Source organism: Erwinia sp. S43, assembly GCF_016624745.1.
GTDB classification, from domain to species: domain Bacteria; phylum Pseudomonadota; class Gammaproteobacteria; order Enterobacterales; family Enterobacteriaceae; genus Erwinia; species Erwinia coffeiphila.
On the sequence record NZ_JACVTX010000008.1, the window covers coordinates 177,455 to 198,885 of the forward strand.

At 58.4% G+C, this 21,431-nt stretch carries 17 protein-coding genes; all 17 read left to right on the plus strand.

Annotated elements, in window-relative coordinates:
* The first annotated feature begins 161 nt into the window (after nt 1–161).
* Complete coding sequence (gene fdnG / locus IBT47_RS12760) at nt 162–3,209, plus strand: formate dehydrogenase-N subunit alpha (RefSeq protein WP_200560696.1); 3,048 nt, start codon at nt 162–164, stop codon at nt 3,207–3,209.
* 3 nt (nt 3,210–3,212) lie between these two features.
* Nucleotides 3,213–4,097, plus strand: coding sequence for a formate dehydrogenase subunit beta (gene fdxH, locus IBT47_RS12765; protein ID WP_105593629.1), 885 nt, complete (start codon nt 3,213–3,215; stop codon nt 4,095–4,097).
* Nucleotides 4,094–4,744 carry a formate dehydrogenase cytochrome b556 subunit gene (gene fdoI, locus IBT47_RS12770; protein WP_200560697.1) on the plus strand — a complete coding sequence of 217 codons (651 nt, stop codon included), beginning with the start codon at nt 4,094–4,096 and terminating at the stop codon, nt 4,742–4,744. Before fdxH ends, fdoI begins: the two co-directional genes overlap by 4 nt.
* Entirely contained in the window at nt 4,744–5,670 is a 927-nt protein-coding gene (gene fdhE / locus IBT47_RS12775) for a formate dehydrogenase accessory protein FdhE (protein WP_200560698.1), read from the plus strand. Before fdoI ends, fdhE begins: the two co-directional genes overlap by 1 nt.
* A 58-nt stretch (nt 5,671–5,728) precedes the next feature.
* Nucleotides 5,729–7,108: an L-seryl-tRNA(Sec) selenium transferase gene (gene selA, locus IBT47_RS12780; RefSeq protein ID WP_200560699.1), complete on the plus strand. Its 1,380-nt coding sequence runs from the start codon at nt 5,729–5,731 to the stop codon at nt 7,106–7,108.
* Nucleotides 7,105–8,943, plus strand: coding sequence for a selenocysteine-specific translation elongation factor (selB, locus tag IBT47_RS12785; RefSeq protein ID WP_200560700.1), 1,839 nt, complete (start codon nt 7,105–7,107; stop codon nt 8,941–8,943). The genes selA and selB overlap by 4 nt, the downstream gene beginning before the upstream one ends.
* Before the next feature lie 151 nt (nt 8,944–9,094).
* Nucleotides 9,095–10,282 carry a NapC/NirT family cytochrome c gene (locus IBT47_RS12790; RefSeq protein WP_234471870.1) on the plus strand — a complete coding sequence of 396 codons (1,188 nt, stop codon included), beginning with the start codon at nt 9,095–9,097 and terminating at the stop codon, nt 10,280–10,282.
* Nucleotides 10,272–12,746 (plus strand): trimethylamine-N-oxide reductase TorA, encoded by a 2,475-nt coding sequence (gene torA / locus IBT47_RS12795; RefSeq protein WP_200560701.1) that lies wholly within the window; start codon nt 10,272–10,274, stop codon nt 12,744–12,746. Before IBT47_RS12790 ends, torA begins: the two co-directional genes overlap by 11 nt.
* A 44-nt stretch (nt 12,747–12,790) precedes the next feature.
* Nucleotides 12,791–13,354: a DNA-3-methyladenine glycosylase I gene (locus tag IBT47_RS12800; protein WP_200545928.1), complete on the plus strand. Its 564-nt coding sequence runs from the start codon at nt 12,791–12,793 to the stop codon at nt 13,352–13,354.
* 110 nt (nt 13,355–13,464) lie between these two features.
* Entirely contained in the window at nt 13,465–14,127 is a 663-nt protein-coding gene (locus IBT47_RS12805) for an OmpA family lipoprotein (protein ID WP_200560702.1), read from the plus strand.
* A 128-nt stretch (nt 14,128–14,255) separates the two neighbouring features.
* Nucleotides 14,256–15,242, plus strand: a complete 987-nt coding sequence (locus tag IBT47_RS12810) for a LacI family DNA-binding transcriptional regulator (RefSeq protein WP_200560703.1) — start codon at nt 14,256–14,258, stop codon at nt 15,240–15,242.
* 59 nt (nt 15,243–15,301) lie between these two features.
* On the plus strand, nt 15,302–16,330 hold the full coding sequence (locus tag IBT47_RS12815) for a LacI family DNA-binding transcriptional regulator (RefSeq protein WP_200560704.1): 1,029 nt from the start codon (nt 15,302–15,304) through the stop codon (nt 16,328–16,330).
* Nucleotides 16,331–16,526: 196 nt separating this feature from the next.
* Nucleotides 16,527–17,276 carry a sugar phosphate isomerase/epimerase gene (locus IBT47_RS12820; RefSeq protein WP_200560705.1) on the plus strand — a complete coding sequence of 250 codons (750 nt, stop codon included), beginning with the start codon at nt 16,527–16,529 and terminating at the stop codon, nt 17,274–17,276.
* A 3-nt stretch (nt 17,277–17,279) separates the two neighbouring features.
* Nucleotides 17,280–18,233 carry a sugar kinase gene (locus IBT47_RS12825; protein WP_200560706.1) on the plus strand — a complete coding sequence of 318 codons (954 nt, stop codon included), beginning with the start codon at nt 17,280–17,282 and terminating at the stop codon, nt 18,231–18,233.
* Nucleotides 18,234–18,315: 82 nt separating this feature from the next.
* A complete protein-coding gene (locus IBT47_RS12830) occupies nt 18,316–19,608 on the plus strand; it encodes an MFS transporter (RefSeq protein WP_200560707.1) in 1,293 nt (430 codons plus the stop codon).
* Between the two features lie 53 nt (nt 19,609–19,661).
* On the plus strand, nt 19,662–20,642 hold the full coding sequence (gene ghrB, locus IBT47_RS12835; RefSeq protein ID WP_200560708.1) for a glyoxylate/hydroxypyruvate reductase GhrB: 981 nt from the start codon (nt 19,662–19,664) through the stop codon (nt 20,640–20,642).
* Nucleotides 20,643–21,083: 441 nt separating this feature from the next.
* A partial coding sequence (locus IBT47_RS12840) for a transposase (protein WP_200560709.1) occupies nt 21,084–21,431 on the plus strand: 348 nt, incomplete at its 3' end.

Genomic DNA, 21,431 nt, shown 5'->3' on the forward strand with positions numbered 1-21,431 from the left:
ATATTGTGCTGTTTTTCGCTCAATCTGTTTTATCCTTAACCAACAACCACACGGTTAATGTGGTAACATTACGACCGTATGCGTTTAAACTGAGGCAATTGTGAACCTCTGAAGGAAGCGCCGCAAAAATAATTGAACAACATCGATACAGGAAGAATGCGATGAATGTCAGCAGAAGACGTTTTTTTAAAATCTGCGCGGGAGGGATGGCAGGCACCACGGCTGCCGCTCTGGGATTTGTCCCGACTGCCGCGCTGGCGGAGAGCCGCCAGTACAAGCTGTTACGCGCTCGTGAAACCCGCAACACCTGCACCTACTGTTCTGTTGGCTGCGGCCTGCTGATTTACAGCATGGGCGATGGCGCAAAAAATGCCAAACAGTCAATATTTCACATTGAAGGCGACGCGGACCATCCGGTTAACCGCGGTGCGCTCTGCCCGAAAGGGGCTGGCCTGCTGGATTACATTCACAGCGACAGCCGCCTCAAATATCCCGAATATCGCGCACCCGGCTCCGATAGCTGGCAGCGCATCAGCTGGGATGAAGCCTACGATCGCATTGCCCGCCTGATGAAGGACGATCGCGATGCCAACTTTATTGCCCGCAATGAAGACGGCGTCACCGTTAACCGCTGGCTGAGTACCGGCATGCTGTGCGCTTCCGCCTCCAGCAATGAAACTGGCTATCTGACGCAGAAAATCACCCGTTCGCTCGGCATGCTTGCCGTCGATAACCAGGCGCGCGTCTGACACGGACCTACGGTAGCAAGTCTTGCTCCTACGTTCGGTCGCGGTGCGATGACCAATCACTGGGTCGACATCCGCAATGCGAATCTGATTATTGTCATGGGTGGCAACGCCGCTGAGGCGCATCCGGTGGGATTCCGCTGGGCGATGGAAGCCAAAATCCATAACAACGCCAAACTTATCGTTATCGATCCGCGCTTCACACGAACCGCGTCGGTCGCTGATTTCTATACGCCTATCCGTTCCGGCAGCGATATTACCTTCCTGTCCGGCGTTCTGCGTTACCTGATCGAACATGATACCGTCCAGCATGAATACGTCGCGTCCTACACCAATGCCAGCCTGCTGGTACGGGAAGACTTCAGCTTTGAAGACGGCCTGTTCAGCGGTTATGACCCGGAAACGCGCAGCTACGATAAGAGCAGCTGGAACTATCAGCTGGATGGCGAGGGCTATGCCCTGCGCGATCCTACGCTACAGCACCCCCGCTGCGTGTGGAACCTGCTGAAAACGCACGTCAGCCGCTATACGCCTGAAATCGTGGAGCGCATCTGCGGCACGCCGAAAGCGGATTTCCTGAAAGTCTGCCAAATGCTGGCAGAGACCAGCGCCCGCGATCGTACCGCGACCTTCCTCTATGCTCTGGGCTGGACGCAGCACTCGGTGGGTGCGCAGAACATCCGAACTATGGCGATGATCCAGCTGCTGCTTGGCAACATGGGCATGGCGGGCGGCGGCATTAACGCCCTGCGCGGCCACTCCAATATTCAGGGATTAACCGACCTTGGCCTGCTGTCGCAGAGCCTGACCGGCTATATGAACCTGCCTTCCGACAAACAGGCCACGCTGCCCGCTTATCTGGATGCCAACACGCCGAAAGCGCTGCTGCCGGGCCAGGTGAACTACTGGGGCAACTATCCCAAGTTCTTTATCAGCCTGATGAAGTCCTGGTGGGGTGATAAAGCGCAGGCGGAAAACAACTGGGGCTTTGACTGGCTGCCGAAGTGGGATAAAGGCTACGACGTGCTGCGCTACTTCGACATGATGCACCGTGGCGAAGTGAACGGCTATCTGTGCCAGGGCTTTAACCCGCTGGCCTCCTTCCCGCATAAAAAGAAAGTCAGCGAGTCGCTGTCGAAGCTGAAATTCCTGGTGGTTATCGATCCGCTAAACACCGAAACCTCGACCTTCTGGCAGTCCCACGGCGAGTTTAACGATGTGCATCCGGCTGATATCCAGACGGAAGTGTTCCGCCTGCCGTCAACCTGCTTTGCAGAAGAAGACGGATCGATCGTCAACTCGGCGCGCTGGCTGCAGTGGCACTGGAAGGCGGCGGACGGTCCGGGTGAAGCGCACAACGATGGTGAAATCCTGGCCGGCATCTACTCGCGTCTGCGCAAGCTCTACGCCAGCGAGGGCGGCGCACTGCCGGAGGCGGTGCTGAACATGACCTGGGATTACCTGACGCCGGATTCACCGGCATCGGAAGAGGTCGCGCAGGAGAGCAACGGCCGCGCGCTGGTCGATCTGGTCGACGACAAAGGCACCGTACTGGTGAAAAAAGGCCAGCAGCTCAGCAGCTTTGCACAGCTGCGTGCCGACGGCACGACGGCCAGCGGCTGTTGGATCTTTGCCGGCAGCTGGACGCCGGAAGGCAACCAGATGGCACGGCGCGATAACAGCGACCCGTCCGGCCTGGGCAATACGCCGAACTGGAGCTGGGCGTGGCCGCTTAACCGCCGCATCCTCTATAACCGTGCCTCTGCCGACCCGCAGGGGAAAGCGTGGGACCCTGAGCGCCAGCTACTGCACTGGGATGGCGCAAAATGGACCGGGCAGGACGTTGCTGACTACGGCACGGCTCCGCCGGGCAGCGAGGCCGGGCCGTTTATCATGCAGGCGGAAGGGCTGGGGCGTCTGTTTGCCCTCGACAAAATGGCCGAGGGGCCGTTCCCGGAACACTACGAGCCGTTTGAAACGCCGATCGGCACTAACCCGCTGCATCCTTCGGTGATTTCAAACCCGGCGGCACGCATCTTTGCCGACGACCTGAAGGCAATGGGCACGGCGGCGGAGTTCCCGTACGTCGGAACAACGTACCGCCTCACCGAGCATTTCCACTACTGGACCAAGCATGCGCGGCTTAACGCCATTGCGCAGCCGGAGCAGTTTATTGAAATCGGTGAAGTGCTGGCGGAGAAGCTGGGTATTGCCAAAGGGGACTGGGTGAAGGTCAGCTCTAATCGTGGCTACATCAAGGCCGTGGCTGTGGTGACCAAGCGCCTGCGGCCGCTGATGATCGACGGCAAAACGGTCGACACCATCGGTATCCCGCTTCACTGGGGCTTTACCGGCGTGGCGAAGAAGGGGTTCCTGGCGAATACCCTGACGCCGTTCGTCGGTGATGCCAATACGCAAACGCCGGAATTTAAGGCGTTCCTGGTCAACGTGGAGAAGGTGTAAACGATGGCTTATCAATCTCAGGACATTATCCGCCGCTCTGCTACCAATGACCTCACCCCCGCGCCGCGTGCGCGGGACCATCAGCAGGAAGTGGCCAAACTGATCGACGTCACCACCTGTATCGGCTGCAAAGCCTGCCAGGTGGCCTGCTCCGAGTGGAACGATCTGCGTGATGAGGTGGGCAGCAACGTCGGGGTGTATGACAACCCTGCCGATCTGTCCGCGCAGTCATGGACGGTGATGCGTTTCGCGGAAGTGGAAGAGAATAACCGGCTGGAATGGCTGATTCGTAAGGACGGCTGCATGCACTGTGCCGATCCCGGCTGCCTGAAGGCCTGCCCGTCCGAGGGGGCGATTATTCAGTATGCCAACGGCATCGTCGATTTTCAGTCGGAGCAGTGCATTGGCTGTGGCTACTGCATTGCCGGCTGTCCGTTCAACGTGCCGCGCATCAACCCGAAGGACAACCGTGCCTACAAATGCACGCTTTGTGTCGACCGGGTTAACGTCGGGCAGGAGCCCGCCTGTGTGAAAACCTGCCCAACCGGCGCGATCCACTTTGGCAGCAAAGAAGATATGAAAACGCTGGCGGCCGAACGCGTGGGTGAGTTGCAGGGACGCGGCTATCAGCACGCCGGGCTGTACGACCCCGAAGGCGTGGGCGGTACGCACGTGATGTACGTGCTGCATCATGCCGACAGGCCGCAGCTTTATCACGGTTTGCCGCAGAACCCGGCGATCAGTCCGGCGGTGACTTTCTGGAAAGGCGTCTGGAAACCGCTGGCGGCGATTGGTTTTGCCGCCACCTTTGCCGCTTCGGTATTCCACTATGTCGGTATCGGACCTAACCGTGTTGAAGAAGATGATGATGAGGAGGAACAGCCATGAAAAAGCCGCAGCGAATTCAGCGCTACAGCGCCCCGGAGCGTATTAATCACTGGCTGGTGGCCATCTGCTTTGTTCTGGCCGCGGTGAGCGGCCTGGGATTCTTCTTCCCGTCGTTTAACTGGTTGATGCAGATCATGGGCACGCCGCAGCTGGCGCGTATCCTGCATCCCTTTACCGGTGTGGTGATGTTTGTGGCTTTCCTGCTGATGTTCTTCCGTTACTGGCGGCACAATTTGCTGGAGCGAAACGACATCCTGTGGGCAAAAAACATCCATAAAATCGCCCAAAACGAAGAGGTGGGAGATACCGGGCGCTATAATTTTGGTCAGAAGTGCGTATTCTGGGCAGCGATCCTCAGTTTAGTGCTGCTGCTGTTAAGCGGCGTGGCGATCTGGCGTCCCTGGTTCGCCGGCTACTTCAGCATCCCGCTGATCCGGCTGGCGCTGGTGGTGCATTCTGTCTCAGCCGTTGTGCTGATCGTGGTGATTATGGTGCACGTTTATGCGGCACTGTGGGTGAAAGGGACGATAACCGCCATGGTCGAAGGCTGGGTTAGCGTAAGCTGGGCCAAACGGCATCATCCGCGCTGGTATCGCTCACTACGCGAGCAGCAAAACCCACCGCGACAACACGAAAAAGGTCCCTGATGACGATTAGAATTATTCCGCAGGACCGGCTGGAGAAGGAAAAAAGCAACGCGGCGGGGGGCATTCCGCCGTTACTTTTCCCTCAGCTGAAACACCTGTACAGTCGCCGGGCTGCCCGTTTGCGGCAGCTGGCGGAGAAGAATCCACTGGGCGACTATCTGCGCTTTGCGGCGGTTATTGCCGCCGCGCAGGAAATCGTCCTTTACGATCATCCGCTGCGGATGGATTTGCAGGCGCGGCTGGAAGAGAGTGCCCGCCTCGGCAAACCGCCGCTGGATATCGCCACGCTGCCGCGCGATGCCCACTGGCAGCAGATGCTGCATTCGCTGATTGCCGAACTGAAGCCGGAGATGAGCGGGCCTGCATTGTCGGTACTGGAGAATCTGGAAAAAGCCTCTGCCAGCGAGCTGGAGCAAATGGCCGGAGCGCTGCTGGCCCACGACTTCGCCCAGGTGAGCAGCGATAAAGCGCCGTTTATCTGGGCGGCGCTGTCGATCTACTGGGCGCAGATGGCGGCGTTGATCCCCGGTAAAGCCAGAGCTGAATCGGGCGAACAGCGCCAGTTTTGCCCGGTGTGTGCCAGCGTGCCAGTTGCCAGCGTAATCCATATGGGCAGCCACAAAGACGGCTTGCGCTACCTTCACTGCAACCTGTGTGAAAGCGAATGGCACGTGGTGCGGGCGAAGTGCAGCAACTGCGAGCAAACGCGAGACCTGCACTACTGGTCGCTGGATAGCGAAAACGCCGCGATTAAAACCGAAAGCTGCGGCGACTGCGGGACCTACCTGAAAATGCTGTACCAGGAAAAAGATCCGGCCGTTGAGCCGGTTGCCGACGATCTCGCTTCGCTGATCCTTGACGCGCGGATGGAGCAGGAGGGTTTTGCCCGCAGCAGCCTGAATCCGTTCCTGTTCCCTGGGGAGTAAGCCATGAAGACGGCAGGCAATTTTTTTCCGCTCCGCAGGGATGAGGTGACGACTAACCGTGAGTAATCTGTTCCATCAGCTTCCGTCCATAGACAGCCTGCTGCGCCAGTCCGCGATGCAGGCGCTTTCTGCGGAATGGGGCCACGTCAGGCTGGTCGCCATTCTGCGTGAGATGCAGCAAAGCGCACGTGAGCATATCCGGCAGCATCATCAGCTCCCTGCCTGGAGCCAGGACTGGGCGAGCCATGCCCGCAGTCTGCTGCATCAGCACAGCCGCAGCGGGCTGCGTCCGGTGCTGAACCTCAGCGGTACGGTTTTGCACACCAACCTTGGCCGCGCGCAGCTGGCTGAAACCGCCGTTGCCGCCGCAGCACGGGCGATGCGATCCCCCGTGACCCTCGAATATTCGCTGGATGATGCGGGGCGCGGCCACCGTGACCGGGCGCTGGCCGATTTGCTATGCCAGCTTACCGGGGCGGAGGACGCCTGCATCGTCAATAACAATGCGGCGGCGGTGCTGCTGATGCTGGCCGCGCTGGCACCGGGTAAACAGGTGATCGTCTCACGCGGTGAGCTGGTGGAAATCGGCGGTGCTTTCCGCATCCCGGATGTGATGACTCAGGCGGGCTGTACTCTGCGCGAAGTGGGCACCACCAACCGCACCCATCTGAAAGATTACCGCCAGGCGATTGAGGAAGACACCGCGCTGCTGATGAAGGTGCACACCAGCAATTATCAGATTCAGGGCTTTACCAGGGCCGTCAGTGAAGCGGAACTGATCGCGCTCGGGGAGGAATCTGACCTGCCGGTGGTGGTTGATTTGGGCAGCGGTTCGCTGATCGATCTTAGCCAGTATGGCTTACCCGAAGAACCGATGCCGCAGCGGCTGATTGCGGCGGGTGCCAGCCTGGTCAGCTTTTCCGGCGATAAGCTGCTGGGCGGGCCGCAGGCCGGGATTATCATCGGCAAAAAAGCGCTCATCGAACGCTTGCAGCAGCATCCGCTGAAGCGCGCGCTGCGGGTTGATAAAGTCACCCTCGCCGCGCTGGAAGCCACGCTCCAGCTGTATCGTCAGCCGGATAAGCTGGCGGAACAGCTGCCCACGCTCAGATTCCTGACCCGCACCCGGCAGGATATTCATGCCCAGGGGCTGCGGCTGCTGCCCGCTGTGGAAGCCGCCTGCGGGCAACAGTTCTGCGTGGCGCTGGCACCCTGCTCCTCGCAGATTGGCAGCGGCTCGCTGCCGATTGAGCGGCTGCCCGGTACGGCGCTGACTCTGACCTCTCGCGACGGCAGCGGCAGCACTCTGATGGCGCTCACCCGCAAACTGCGTGAGGGTGATGTGCCGGTGATCGGGCGCATTCACGACGGCTCTCTGTGGCTCGATCTGCGCACGCTGGAAGACGAAGAACTGTTTATCAGGATGATAAGTGCATGATTATTGCCACCGCCGGTCACGTTGACCACGGTAAAACCTCGCTGCTACAGGCGCTGACCGGCGTGAATGCCGACAGACTGCCGGAAGAAAAATCGCGCGGTATGACCATCGATCTTGGCTATGTCTACTGGCCGCAGCCGGATGGCGCGATCGTTGGTTTTATTGACGTTCCCGGCCATGAAAAATTTCTCAGCAATATGCTCAGCGGCATTGGCGGCATCGATCATGCCCTGCTGGTGGTCGCAGCCGATGACGGTGTGATGCCGCAAACCCGTGAACATCTGGCGATCCTTCAGCTTGGCGGGCGGCCACCGTTGACCGTGGCCATCACCAAAAGCGACAGCGTGGAACCCGAGCGGCTGGCTGACGTAGCGCAGCAGATCGATGCCCTCACTCAGCAGATGGGCTGGCAGCAGGTTGCTCAGTTTCCTACCAGCACCCTGAATGGCGCAGGGATAGCGGCACTGGCGGATCATCTGCGCCAGCTGCCGGTCGGGAAGTCCCGTCGCGAGGGGCCGTTTCGTCTCGCTATCGATCGGGTGTTTAACGTCAAAGGGGCCGGGCTGGTAGTGACCGGCACCGCGCTGTCTGGCGAGATCGGCGTGGGCGATACGCTGTGGCTGAGCGGCGTGAATCAGGCAGTCCGCGTTCGCGGTTTGCACGTGCAGAATCAGCCGAGCCAGAGTGCGCACGGCGGGCAGCGGGTGGCGCTGAATATTACCGGCAGCGTGGAAAAATCAGCGATTGCGCGCGGCGACTGGCTGCTGTCTGCACTGCCGGAAACGCCCTGCGAGCGGGTTATCGTCACACTGGAACAGCACCAGCCGCTGCGGCAGGGCCAGCCGCTGCATCTTCATCACGGTGCCCGCCATATCACCGGGCGGCTGTCGCTGCTGGCGGATAATCTGGCCGAGCTGCTGCTCGACGCACCGCTGTGGCTGGCCGATAACGATCGCCTGATCCTGCGTGATATCGGCGCGAAACACACGCTTGCAGCGGCGCGGGTGCTGCTGCTGGCGTCACCGAAACGCGGCAAGCGCCAGCCCGGGTTTCTTGCCTGGCTGCACCAGTTAGAGCAGGCGCGGGAGGATGCTGAGATCATCGCTCTGTATTTGCAGCAGCGCCCACGGCCAATGTCGGAACTGAGCTGGGCGCGTCAGCTGCATGAAGAAGCGCTGGTTAATCTGGACTACCGCCTGCGTCCGGAGATTATCGCCGGGTATATGATATTGCCGCAGATGATTCAGGACTGGCAGCAGCGGCTGCTTGACGAGATGGCGCACTATCACCGCAGCAATGGCGATCGTCCAGGCCTGGGGCGCGATCGTCTGCGGCGCATGGCGTTGTCCGACCGGCCTTCTGCGCTGGCAGGCAGTTTGATCGATGGACTGATCGGCAGTGGCAGGCTGGTGAATAGCCGGGGCTGGCTGCATTTGCCCGACTTTGCCATTCGCTTCGAGCCGCAGGAAGCCGCGCTCTGGCAGCGGGCTGAACCGCTGTTTACCGATAACGCCCGCTGGGTGCGGGACCTGGCCCTGGCGCTGAACTGCCCGGAGGATGTGATGCGGCAGGCGCTGCGCAAAGCGGCACAAAGCGGGCTGATCGTCGCCGTTGTGAAGGATCGTTATTACAGCCACAGCCAGATAACCCGTTTTGCCGACATTATTCGCCAGCGTGATGCTGAAGGACTGGGCAGCAGCGCCGCAGATTTTCGCGATCGCCTGGGCGTCGGCCGCAAGCTGGCGATACAGATTCTGGAATTTTTCGACCGTAGTGGTTTTACCCGCCGTAAAGGTAATGAACATCTGCTGCGTGATAGCGGAATGTTTCTGTAAATCGTACTTTACCGATTTTATATGCCGCTGCCGTAACGTCCCCCTGAGTTGATTGACCACAAAAAAACCATTCGCAAGCTGTGGGATAAAAGTAAGTGCGCTTACTTTTCAGTGCGCTGCACTGAGCCAATCAGTACTAACAGGGGAAGTTATGAATTATTTCAGGAAAGAGGGGCGGCTGAAGCGACTGTGCGGCTGGCGTGCGCTGTTGCTGATGCTGCTGGGCCTGGCCATCGGCCTGCTGCTGGTCGCCGGTGGTGTCACCGTGATGCATAAAACCAGCGATACGGCCTTCTGCGTTTCTTGCCACAGTATGGAAAGACCGCTGGCTGAGTATCAGGGCAGCGTTCATTTCGAAAATCACGCCGGTATCCGCGCCGAGTGTGCCGACTGCCATATCCCCACGGCTCCTGTTCCCTATTTGTTGACCAAGATCGCCGCAGTTAAGGACGTTTATGGCGAAATTACCGGAAAGATAGATACCGAAGAGAAGTACAACGCCCATAAACTGGCGATGGCGGAATCGGTTTGGAAGACCATGAAGGCCAACGACTCAGCCACCTGCCGCAGCTGCCACAGCTTTGAAGCGATGGATATTCTTGCGCAGCGGCCTGAAGCCCGTAAGGCGCATCCGGTAGCGATAAAAGAGAATCAGACCTGTATTAACTGCCACCGTGGTGTGGCACATATCCTGCCGGACATGACCTCAAGTAACGCGGCCGGTGCCAGCCAGCTTGCGGCCCTGGCGACCGACGTCAAACCGGCGGACAGCCCGCTTTACAGCATTAAAACGCAGTCTTTTGTACTGGAGCCTGGCATCACCAGCTCAGCCGGTACGCTGTTCCCGTCTGCACCCGTGATCCCGTTACGTCATCAGGGTTTGCTGACTGAAGCGCGCCTGGAAGGCTGGCAGCAGGACGGTGTAACCGGGGTGATCTATGGCGCTCCCGGCCGGCGAATTATTCGTGCGGTGCTGGATGAAAATAGTCAGCAGCAGTTGAAAACGCTGGGATCGCAAACCGACAGCCAGACCGATACGCAGTGGCATCATGTTGCTCTGACCGCCTGGTTCCCCTCCAAGGCGCTGATCGCCAACCAGCAAAAGATCTGGCAGTACGCCAGCGACTTGATGTCCGCTAACTGTACCGGCTGTCACGGCCTGACCGCACTGGATCACTTCACCGCAAATCAGTGGATTGGCGTGATGAAAGGTATGGCCTCGCGTACCGCGCTGAACGAGGAGCAGCTGCGCATTTTGACGCTGTACGCGCAAAACCACGCCAGCGATATGCCACCTGCCGGACAGCCCTCTGAACAAGGAAGCTCTCGTGAAAAATAATGTACTCTCCGACCTGTCGCGCCGTCGTTTTCTGCAACTGGGCAGCACGCTGCTGGCCGCCAGCTCGTTAGATCTGCTGTTTTCTCCTTCCGCCGTGGCCCGGGCGGTAAGCCAGGCGATGCCGCTGTTTGCCGCGCTGCGCCCGGCGAAGAAAGGCATTCTGACCTCCGCTCACTGGGGGGCTTTTGAAGCCATTGTTGAGCAGGGAAAAATGGTGGGTGTGCAGCCGGTTCAGGACGATCCGGCACCCAATGAACTGATTGAGATGGCGCCGTGGCAGGTGCACGCCGCCAATCGGATTACCTCACCGGTCGTGCGTAAGAGCTGGCTGGAAAATGGCCCCGGCAGTCGCAACGATCTGCGCGGGCGCGATGAATGGGTGAAGGTCAGCTGGGAAAAAGCCATCCAGCTGGTTAGCGATGAAATCCGTCGATTGCAGTCGGCCTATGGCCCTTCCTCGATTTATGCCGGGTCCTGCGGCTGGAAAAGTACCGGCATGCTGCATAACTGCCGGGCGCTGCTGCATCGCCTGATGAATCTGAGCGGCGGCTTTCTGAGCTACAGCGGCGACTATTCTACCGGTGCTGCGCAGGTGATTATGTCCCACGTTGTCGGTTCGACCGAGGTATACGATCAGCAAACGACCTGGCCCAACGTGATTGATAACAGCGAGCTGGTGGTGCTGTGGGGATGTAACCCCTGCACCACGCTGAAAAACAGCTGGAACGTGCCGGATCACGTCGGGCTGGAAGGCTTTGCCGCACTGGCGAAAAAAGGCACGCGGATTATCACCATCGACCCAATCAATAACCCCGGTTCAAAACAGCTGAACGCGGAGTGGATCGCGCCGCACGCCTACACCGATGCGGCGATGCTGCTGGGTATTGCGCATACGTTGCTGAGTGAAAAACTGCATGATGAAGCCTTCCTGCAGCGCTATACCACCGGTTTTGCTCAGTTCCGCGAAAGCCTGCTTGGCGAACATGACGGCGTGGCGAAAACGGCGGAATGGGCCAGTACGATTTGCGGCGTCGAAGCGGAAACGCTGCGCCAGCTGGCGCGCGATATGGCGAAGAAGCGGACGATGATTATGGCGGGCTGGGGCATCCAGCGGCAGCATCACGGTGAACAGCCGCACTGGCTGCTGGTGACCGTGGCTGCCATGCTTGGCCAGATTGGCCTGCCGGGCGGTGGTTTTGGCTTTAGCTATCACTATTCTTCCGGCGGTAGCTCGTCGGCGAAAGGCGGTATTCTGTCCGGCATCAGCGCCGGAGAAGCGCCACAAAACTCACCCGTTCCGGTTCCGGTGGCCAGAATGGCAGACTGCCTGGCCAATCCGGGAAAAACCATTGATTACAATGGCCGCCAGGTCACCTATCCCAACGTTAAAATGGTCTACGTCGCTGGCGGTAACCCGCTGGTACACCAGCAGGACACCAACAATCTGCGGCAGGCCATGCAGCATCCTGAAACTATTATCGTGCATGAACCCTGGTGGACGTCCACGGCAAAATTTGCCGATATCGTCCTGCCGTGCACCACCAGCTATGAGCGCAACGATATGGATATGGGCGGCGACTATTCCCAGCGCTATGTTTTCCCGATGCACCAGTGCGTGCCGCCGCAGCACGAGTCGCGTAACGACTTCGATATTTTCCGCGATATTGCCGCGCGGCTTGGCGTTGAGCAGGCCTTTACCGAAGGGCGCGATGAGATGCTGTGGCTGAAAACGATGTACGACAATATGAAGACCCAGGCCCGTAATGCGGGCGTACCGCTGCCGCCGTTCGATCAATTCTGGCAGTCGAACAATTACATCCGCTTCCCTGTCCCGGAAGAGAATAAAAACTGGATACGCTTTGCCGATTTCCGTGCCGATCCACTGCTCAACCCGCTGGGTACGCCGAGCGGGCGTATCGAAATTTTCTCCCGCAGCGTGGCGAAAATGAATTACGACGACTGTCCGGGGCTGCCGGGCTGGTTCCCACCGCACGAATGGCGCGGCAGCGACGTTGCGCAGCGTTATCCGCTGTCGTTGAACTCCTCGCACCCGCCGCACCGCCTGCATTCGCAGCTGGATAATACGCCTCTGAGAGACAAATATGCGGTCAGCAATCGGGAGGCGATTCTGATCAATACCCAGGATGCTGCGGCCCGGAAAATCCAGTCCGGGGACCTGGTGCGCGCGTACAACGACCGTGGGCAGATCCTGGTGGGAGCGCTGGTGAGTGATGATATCCGACCCGGCGTGGTTCGGGTGTGTGAAGGGGCCTGGTACGACCCGGCAGATTTGTCAGAGCCTAAAACCCTGTGCAAAAACGGCAGCGTTAACTGCCTGACCTTTGATATCGGCTCCTCCCGGTTAGCGCAGGCTAACTGCGGCCATATGGCTCAGCTGGAGGTGGAAAAATATTGCGGCGAGGAGCAGAAAAACACCGCACATTCGGTGCCTTTTGGCGCTTAAACGGTTAAATTCAGTACCCAACCCGTTAATAAGGAATGTTATCTATGCAACGCTGTGGCTGGGTATCTGAAGATCCGCTATATATCGCCTATCACGACCGCGAGTGGGGCGTTCCCCATCATGACGCCCGTTCGCTGTTTGAAATGATTTGTCTGGAAGGCCAGGTTGCCGGGCTGTCCTGGCTGACCGTGCTGAAGAAAAGAGAAAACTATCGCCAGCATTTTCATCACTTTGACGTTCAGGCCGTTGCCCGGATGGATGAAGACGATATTGAACGACTGATGCAGGAGAGCGGCATTATCCGCCACCGGGGAAAGATTAACGCAATTATCGCCAACGCCCGTGCGCTGCTGGCGATGGAAGCCGCCGGTGAATCGTTCAGAGACTTCGTCTGGAGTTTCGTTGATAACGAACAGCAAATCACCCGCTTCGGCCACTACCGTGAGGCACCGACCACCAATGCGGCTTCCGATGCACTCTCTAAAGCGCTGAAAAAGCGCGGATTTAAGTTTGTCGGCTCCACGACCTGCTACTCATTTATGCAGGCCTGCGGATTAATCAGCGAACACACGACCGACTGTTTTTGCCACCCGGATAACATTAAATAGCTTTCTCTTACACTTTGAGAATTTGCCTGAGTATTTTCCTCACAATTGAGCGCCATAATTGGCGCTTACAGGCGACGTTGCCTGCGGTGAACGAAATGAAAGGAATACTCATGAAAAAAAGCGCTATCACTCTTTCCCTGATATTGAGCGGCACGCTTGCGCTGGCCGGTTGTACCACTAACCCTTACACCGGTGAGCGTGAAGCAGGGAAGTCCGGTATTGGTGCGGGTATCGGTGCCGCGGTAGGCGCCGGGGTGGGTATGCTTTCTTCTTCGAAGAAAGATCGCGGCAAAGGCGCACTGATTGGTGCAGCCGCCGGTGCCGCTCTCGGCGGCGGCGCGGGTTATTACATGGACGTGCAGGAAGCGAAGCTGCGCGACAAAATGAAAGGTACCGGAGTCAGCGTGACCCGCAACGGCGACAATATCGTGCTGAATATGCCGAGCAACGTCACCTTTGACAGCAGCAGCAGCACGCTGAAACCTGCCGGAGCCAACACGCTGACCGGCGTGGCGATGGTACTAAAAGAGTACCCGAAAACCGCCGTAAACATTATCGGTTATACCGATAGCACCGGCAGCCGCCAGCTGAATATGTCGCTGTCGCAGCAGCGTGCGGACAGCGTCGGTAGCTCGCTGATTACTCAGGGTGTTGAAGCAAACCGCGTGCGCACCAGCGGAATGGGGCCGGATAATCCGGTGGCTTCAAACGCCACTGCCGAAGGGAAAGCTCAGAACCGCCGTGTAGAAATCACTCTCAGCCCGCTGCAGTAATCCCCCAGGCCCCGGCACACAGCGTACCGGGGCCGTTATTCTCTTTTTTGGGAATAATCATTCAGGACCATAGTGACCATTAGCAGTTTGTGCTACCCTGCGCAAAAACTGATCAGTATTCACACATCATGTCACTGAAAGATATTGCCTCCGCGCTGGGGCTCTCTGTTACCACCATCAGCCGCGCGCTCAACGGCTATGACGATGTGGCTGAGGAAACGCGCCTGCGCATTCAGCAGGAAGCCCAACGGCGAGGATACCGCCCTAACCCGGTCGCCCGCAGCCTGAAAACCGGAAAAACCAACGCCCTGGGCTTGCTCTTTCCCTCTTCACCTCTTCCTTTTAACGGCACCAGTTTTGTCGATGTGATCGGCGCTATCGCCCAGGCGCTGGCCGAGCGTGAAGTGGATCTGCTGATCTTTGCTGACACGCCTGAAAACGACCACCGTTCTTTGCAGCGGATGCTGCGCTCGCGCTACGTCAGCGGCCTGATTGTGGCGCATACCGTAAGGCACGACAGTCGGCTGGCCAAACTCCAGCAGCTGAATTTTCCGTTTCTGGCGCTGGGCCGCAGCGAGCTGAAAGAACCTTATGCCTGGTTCGATTTTGATCATCATACCGGGCCGCGCCTGGCCGTTGACCACTACGCTGCGCAGGGTCTGCACCGCATCGCCTGGCTTGGCAGCCACCTCGATCAGGCCTTTGTCAGCCAGCGGCGAGAAGGTTATCTGAGTGCGATGCAGCGGCACGGCTTCGACAGCGACCTCTGCTGGCAGGCAGAGCCCAGTCGCCTTGAGGGCTACCGCACAACCCGACAGCTGCTTGCTTTGCCACAGCCGCCGCAGGCGCTGATTGCCGATTCCAGCTCGCTGGGTGAAGGCGCTGCAATCGCTTTGCGTGAGATGGGCCGCCTGAGCGGGCCTGAACGTATCGAGTTGATGATCTACAACGGTTTGCCCACAGATTCGGTGATCGATGTGCCCGTTGCCAGCATTGCTCAGGCCACCTGGCCTGCCATCGGGCAGCAGGTGGCAGAGATGGCGCTGCGGCTGATGGCAGGGGAGCCGGTGTCCTCGTTACAGGAACTGTGGCAGCCGGAGCTGAAAATACCCTGATGCTGCCGCCGGCGGGCAGTTATGGTAGTCTCACGCTATTCACATCATCAGGGACAGCCATGAATAACAAGGCCGCTAAAGCTACCATCAGCGACGTCGCCAAAGAGGCGCGTACCGGGAAAACCAGCGTTTCGCGTTACCTGAACGGTGAATTCAGCGCGCTTTCTGACGATCTGAAGCAGCGCATTGAGGCCGCTATCAGCACGCTTAACTATCGCCCCAGCCAGATGGCGCGCGGCCTGAAGCGTGGGCGTACCCGACTGATTGGCCTGATTATCGCGGATATCACTAACCCCTATTCCGTTGATGTGCTGAGCGGCATTGAATCCGCCTGCCGCAGCCACGGCTTCACGCTGCTGATGTGTAACACCAATAACGAAGTCGATCTCGAGCAGTACTACCTCAATCTGCTGAACAGCTACCAGGTGGAAGGCATTGTCGTCAACGCGGTGGGCATGCGCGAAGAGGCACTGAATCAGCTGCAAAAATCGCTGCTGCCGATGGTACTGATCGACCGAAAAATACCGGATTTCGCCTGCGATGTCGTCGGGCTGGATAACCACGCGGCGGCGCTGCAGGCCACTGAACATCTGCTGTCGCAGGGTTATCGTGCGCTGCTGTTTATCAGCGAGCCGCTTGGCCTGGTTAACACCCGTCTGGAGCGTATTCACGCGTTCCATGAACGCATGGCGCAGCAGCCCGATCTGATTGCCGAACACGCCGAAGTGAAACTGGATGATGAAACCCGTATGCAGCAGGTGCTGAGTGAGTTCTATCAGCGTCACCAGGGAGCGCCCTGCGCGGTGATGGCCGTCAACGGCGCGTTGACGCTACAGGTTGCCCGCGCCCTGCGTCGGCTGAATCTGAACTGGGGAGAACAGCTGGGCCTGCTGGGCTTTGACGAACTGGAGTGGGCAGAGCTGGCGGGCGTTGGCATCACCACCCTGAAGCAGCCTACCTGGCAGATTGGCTATGCTGCGCTGGAGCAGGTGATCAGCCGCATTGAGGGTGGAGATCAGCCACTGCAAGAACAGGTATTTTCCGGGGAACTGGTGGTGCGGGGCTCAACGCAGCCGATTGTCCGCTAAGCACATGTCCTCGTAATAACCCGGGGCCGATCGTGCCCCAGCAAGACTTCTCATCCCACCCTGGCGTTCCTCTATTTCACGCAGAAAAGCGTTCACTCCGTGAGCGCCGTCATAAAATACCGCTTTGGTACTTTTCTTTGGAACCGGTTCCATTTACCGTTTTCCCATCAAATCGGGTGAATTAACCGGAGAAATCATGAAAAGAGAAGTCATCGTTGTCACCGCGGCCTACGGCAATAAACAGGTGCGTGAGCTGGGGGGACAGCAGGCGCTGCTGCCGATTATTGCTGCCGCAGGTGCCGACGGCGTGGAGATCCGCCGCGAACTGCTGGATGAACAGGTACTGGGCCAGCTTTCTGCGCTGGGCGCGGACATTGCTTCTAAAAAACTGATCGCTTTTTACTCGGTTCCGGAAGCGCTGTTTACCGAAGATGGCTCGCTCAACCCGCATCTGGACCAGCATTTTGCGGAAGCGGAACAGCTGAATGCCCAGCTGATTAAATATTCGCTGGGCAACTATCATCACGATTTCGACAGCAGCGAACTCCGCAGCAGGCTTGCCGGTAAGAAAGTGCATCTGGTGGTGGAAAACGACCAGACCGAATACGGCCGTTTTGCCGCCCTCGATGGCTTTTTCCACGCCTGCGGCGAAAGCCGCATCTGCAACGGCATGACCTTTGATACCGGCAACTGGCTGTGGGTCGGCGACCAGCCGCTTCCGGCGGCGGAAAGCCTGAGCCGCTACGTCAGCTATATCCACGTTAAAGCGGCGGTGCCGCACGGCGAAAGCTGGCGCGCTATCCCGCTGGATGAAGCCGATAACCTGTGGCGCGAGACGCTCGCCCTGCTGCCATCTGACGTGCCGCGCGCTATTGAATTCCCACTGGAAGGCCCGGACCTGGTGGCGGTGACCCGTCACTATGTTGACCTGCTGCGCGAGGCATAAATCATGACGACCCATATCAACGGCACGCTGGATGTCGTCACGATTGGTGAAGCCATGGCGATGTTTGTCGCGGCAGAAAACGGCGACCTGGCTTCGGTTGAGAAATTTACCAAACGCATCGCCGGTGCCGAACTGAACGTGGCAATCGGTCTGGCGCGCCTGGGCCTGAAAGTGGGCTGGGTCAGCCGCGTCGGCGATGACTCATTTGGCCGCTTTACCTGCCAGCAGCTGGATCGTGAAGGCGTCGATCGCCAGCAGGTGACGCTGGACGCGCGCTTCCCTACCGGTTTTCAGCTGAAGTCGAAGGTGGACGATGGCTCCGATCCGCTGGTGGAGTATTTCCGCAAAGGCTCGGCCGCCAGCCATCTCTCCTGCGACGACTTTAACCGCGACTACTTCGGTGCCGCACGCCACCTGCACCTGAGCGGCGTGGCCGCTGCGCTTTCTGACAGCTCGCTGGCGCTGTCGAAACATGCCGCGAAGGAGATGAAGACGATGGGGAAAACCCTTTCCTTTGACCCCAATCTGCGCCCGGTGCTGTGGTCCAGCGAACGGGAAATGGTGACCCGGCTGAACGAACTGGCGTCTTATGCCGACTGGGTTCTGCCTGGCATCAAAGAAGGCAAAATCCTCACCGGCTATGACCAGCCGGAAGCGATTGCCGACTTCTATCTGGCGATGGGCGTAAAAGCCGTGATTATCAAAACCGGCTGTGAAGGCGCGTGGTTTAAAACCGCCGACGGCGTGAAAGATCGGGTCCCGGCGGTTATGACCACCAACGTAGTGGATACCGTCGGTGCCGGAGATGGCTTTGCGGTAGGGACGATCAGCGCCCTGCTGGAAGGAAAATCGCTGCCTGCGGCCATCCGCCGCGGCAATAAAATCGGTTCCCTGGCGATCCAGGCAATCGGTGACAGCGAAGGACTGCCAACCCGGGCGGCACTGGGCGATTTTTAACCCTGACGGCCGGCCGGAAACATAACATCACCACATCGTTCCCCTACAGAACAGAATGTGGCCCCTCAACAGAGGAAACACCATGAACGAGCAGACGAAGCAGACAATCGCGCCAAAACGCTGGTGGTACATCATGCCCATCGTGTTTATCACCTACAGCCTGGCGTATCTGGACAGGGCGAACTTCAGCTTCGCCTCCGCCGCAGGGATTAATGAGGATCTCGGCATCACCAAGGGGATTTCTTCCCTGCTTGGTGCGCTGTTTTTCCTTGGCTACTTCTTTTTCCAGATCCCCGGCGCGATCTATGCCGAACGCCGCAGCGTAAAAAAACTGGTGTTCTGGTGCCTGGTGCTGTGGGGCGGCTGTGCCTCGCTGACCGGAATGGTGAGCAATATTCCGATGCTGGCGGTGATTCGCTTTACGCTCGGCGTGGTGGAGGCGGCGGTGATGCCCGCGATGCTGATTTATATCAGCAACTGGTTCACTAAGTCCGAACGTTCACGCGCCAATACCTTCCTGATCCTCGGTAATCCGGTGACCGTGCTGTGGATGTCGGTGGTGTCCGGCTACCTGATCAACGCCTTCGGCTGGCGTGAAATGTTTATTATTGAAGGCTTCCCGGCGGTGATCTGGGCCGTGGCCTGGTGGTTCCTGGTGCAGGATAAACCGTCGCAGGCGAAGTGGCTGAGCGATGCCGAAAAAGCCGCATTGCAGGCGCAGCTGCAGAAAGAGCAGGAAAATCTGAAGGCGGTGCGTAACTACTCTGAGGCCTTTAAGTCGCGTAACGTTATCCTGCTGTGTGCGCAGTATTTTGCCTGGAGCATCGGTGTGTACGGTTTTGTGCTCTGGCTGCCGTCCATTCTGCGTAACGGCACGCAGATGGGCATCGTTGAGGCCGGATGGCTGTCGGCGGTGCCGTATCTGGCAGCGACCATCGCGATGATCGTCGTTTCCTGGGCCTCTGATAAGTTACAAAACCGCAAATTGTTTGTCTGGCCGTTACTGTTGATTGGTGCATTAGCCTTTTTAGGCTCATATTTGGTGGGTTCCGACAATTTCTGGCTGTCCTATGCCCTGCTGGTGATTGCCGGTGCGTCGATGTATGCACCGTACGGTCCCTTTTTCGCCATCATCCCGGAAATGCTGCCGCGCAACGTTGCCGGGGGCGCGATGGCGCTGATTAACTCGATGGGAGCGCTGGGTTCATTCCTCGGCTCCTGGGTGGTGGGATACCTCAACGGTGCCACCGGCAGTCCATCTGCATCCTATATCTTTATGGGGAGCGCATTACTGGTGGCGGTGTGGCTGACGCTGATCGTCAAGCCGTCGCAGGACCGGCAGGATCCGCTGCCCCATGATGCAAAACATGCTTAACTTAAAACGGGTCAATGCTGGCCCGTTTCACTGTACTGAACAGGGAGAACCGTATGAAACCGTCTGTGGTGTTGTATAAGTCGTTACCTGAAGATCTGCGAGCGCGGCTGGATGCGCATTTCAACGTGACCGAAATTAACGGCTTAACCCCAGAAAATATCGCTGCTCACGCCGAAGCTTTCCGTCAGGCGGAAGGCATCCTTGGCTCCGGCGGCAAAGTTGATGCTGAATTTCTGCAGCAGGCACCTAAGCTGCGTGCGGCCTCCACGATTTCCGTGGGCTATGACACCTTCGATGTGGCGGCGCTGAACGATAAAGGCATCGTACTGATGCATACCCCGACCGTGCTGACTGAAACCGTCGCGGATACCATGATGGCGCTGGTGCTGAGCAGTGCCCGCCGGGTGGTGGAACTGGCCGAGCGGGTGAAGGCCGGGGAGTGGCAGAAAAACATTGGCCCTGACTGGTTCGGCATTGACGTGCACCATAAGAAGCTGGGCATTCTGGGTATGGGGCGTATTGGCCTGGCGCTGGCGCAGCGTGCTCACCTTGGCTTCAGCATGCCGATTCTCTACAACGCGCGTAAGCATCATCAGGAAGCGGAAGATCGTTTTGATGCGCAGTACTGCGATTTGGATACGCTGCTGGCAGAGTCCGATTTCCTCTGCATCAGCCTGCCGCTGACCGCCGAAACCCATCATCTGATTGGCCGCGAGCAGCTGGCGAAAATGAAGCCGAGCGCGATTCTGATTAACGCGGGTCGCGGGCCGGTGGTGGATGAGCAGGCGCTGGTTGATGCGCTGAAGGACGGGACTATTTTTGCTGCCGGTCTGGATGTGTTTGAGCAGGAGCCGCTGCCGGTGAATTCCGAGCTGCTGAAGCTGCGTAACGTGGTGCCGCTGCCGCATATCGGTTCCGCAACGCACGAGACGCGTTACGGGATGGCGCGCGATGCGGTGGATAATTTGATTGCCGCGTTGACCGGGAAGGTCGAGAAGAACTGCGTGAATCCGCAGGTATTGAACAAAGGCTGATTCTCATTGCTGCACGTTTGGCTGCTGTGCCGCTGGTGAGTACAGGTTGCTGCACGCTCTGCGCCCGGGCGTATCGGGGTTATCCGAAACGTGGCCCACTGTTATGTTCCGGTGCTCGGGGAGTTGCTTCAGGTCCTGTGTCTGGCTTATCGGGGCTGGCCGGAACGCGGACCCGCTGTCACGTCCATGTCCGCTCGGCCTCGCACATCCATGTGCTCGGACGGTCCGCTAACCCGTCCATCCCCGATTGCCTGAAGGCTTCGGTATTGCTGCTTGAATAACTGATTTCCTCTGGCAGCAACGCAATGATTCAAAAGGGGAACCGTTACGGGACAGGTTAGCCGGGTGTCTGCCGCAAGGATAATGAGATGGACGCTCCATCTTTGCGGCATCAGATGTGCCAAAGTGCGAGTGTCAAATCTCAGCAGAAGGAGCGTCCAGATGAAAGTATCTACCCTCGGTATCGACCTGGCAAAAAACGTTTTCGTTCTTCACGGTGTCGATCACACTGGCCAGACCGTTTTGAAAAAGAAACTCTCGCGGGCGAAGTTTGCTGAATTCGTTATCCGTCTTGAACCCTGTCTTATCGGGATGGAGGCGTGTTCTTCCAGCCACCATTTTGCCCGGTTGTTTATCCGTCATGGTCATCAGGTGAAACTGATGCCGCCGCAGTACGTCAAACCTTACGTAAAAACCAACAAGACCGATGCAGCGGATGCGGAGGCCATCTGCGAAGCGGTTACCCGACCCAATATGCGCTTTGTCCAGGTTAAAACCGTTGATCAGCAG

Bases quoted from the DNA above. Each gene is read 5' to 3' on its own strand.
- fdxH (WP_105593629.1), top strand. From the start codon at position 3,213: ATGGCTTATCAATCTCAGGACATTATCCGCCGCTCTGCTACCAATGAC.
- fdoI (WP_200560697.1), top strand. From the start codon at position 4,094: ATGAAAAAGCCGCAGCGAATTCAGCGCTACAGCGCCCCGGAGCGTATT.
- fdhE (WP_200560698.1), top strand. From the start codon at position 4,744: ATGACGATTAGAATTATTCCGCAGGACCGGCTGGAGAAGGAAAAAAGC.
- selB (WP_200560700.1), top strand. From the start codon at position 7,105: ATGATTATTGCCACCGCCGGTCACGTTGACCACGGTAAAACCTCGCTG.
- IBT47_RS12790 (WP_234471870.1), top strand. From the start codon at position 9,095: ATGAATTATTTCAGGAAAGAGGGGCGGCTGAAGCGACTGTGCGGCTGG.
- IBT47_RS12800 (WP_200545928.1), top strand. From the start codon at position 12,791: ATGCAACGCTGTGGCTGGGTATCTGAAGATCCGCTATATATCGCCTAT.
- IBT47_RS12805 (WP_200560702.1), top strand. From the start codon at position 13,465: ATGAAAAAAAGCGCTATCACTCTTTCCCTGATATTGAGCGGCACGCTT.
- IBT47_RS12810 (WP_200560703.1), top strand. From the start codon at position 14,256: ATGTCACTGAAAGATATTGCCTCCGCGCTGGGGCTCTCTGTTACCACC.
- IBT47_RS12815 (WP_200560704.1), top strand. From the start codon at position 15,302: ATGAATAACAAGGCCGCTAAAGCTACCATCAGCGACGTCGCCAAAGAG.
- IBT47_RS12820 (WP_200560705.1), top strand. From the start codon at position 16,527: ATGAAAAGAGAAGTCATCGTTGTCACCGCGGCCTACGGCAATAAACAG.
- IBT47_RS12825 (WP_200560706.1), top strand. From the start codon at position 17,280: ATGACGACCCATATCAACGGCACGCTGGATGTCGTCACGATTGGTGAA.
- IBT47_RS12830 (WP_200560707.1), top strand. From the start codon at position 18,316: ATGAACGAGCAGACGAAGCAGACAATCGCGCCAAAACGCTGGTGGTAC.
- ghrB (WP_200560708.1), top strand. From the start codon at position 19,662: ATGAAACCGTCTGTGGTGTTGTATAAGTCGTTACCTGAAGATCTGCGA.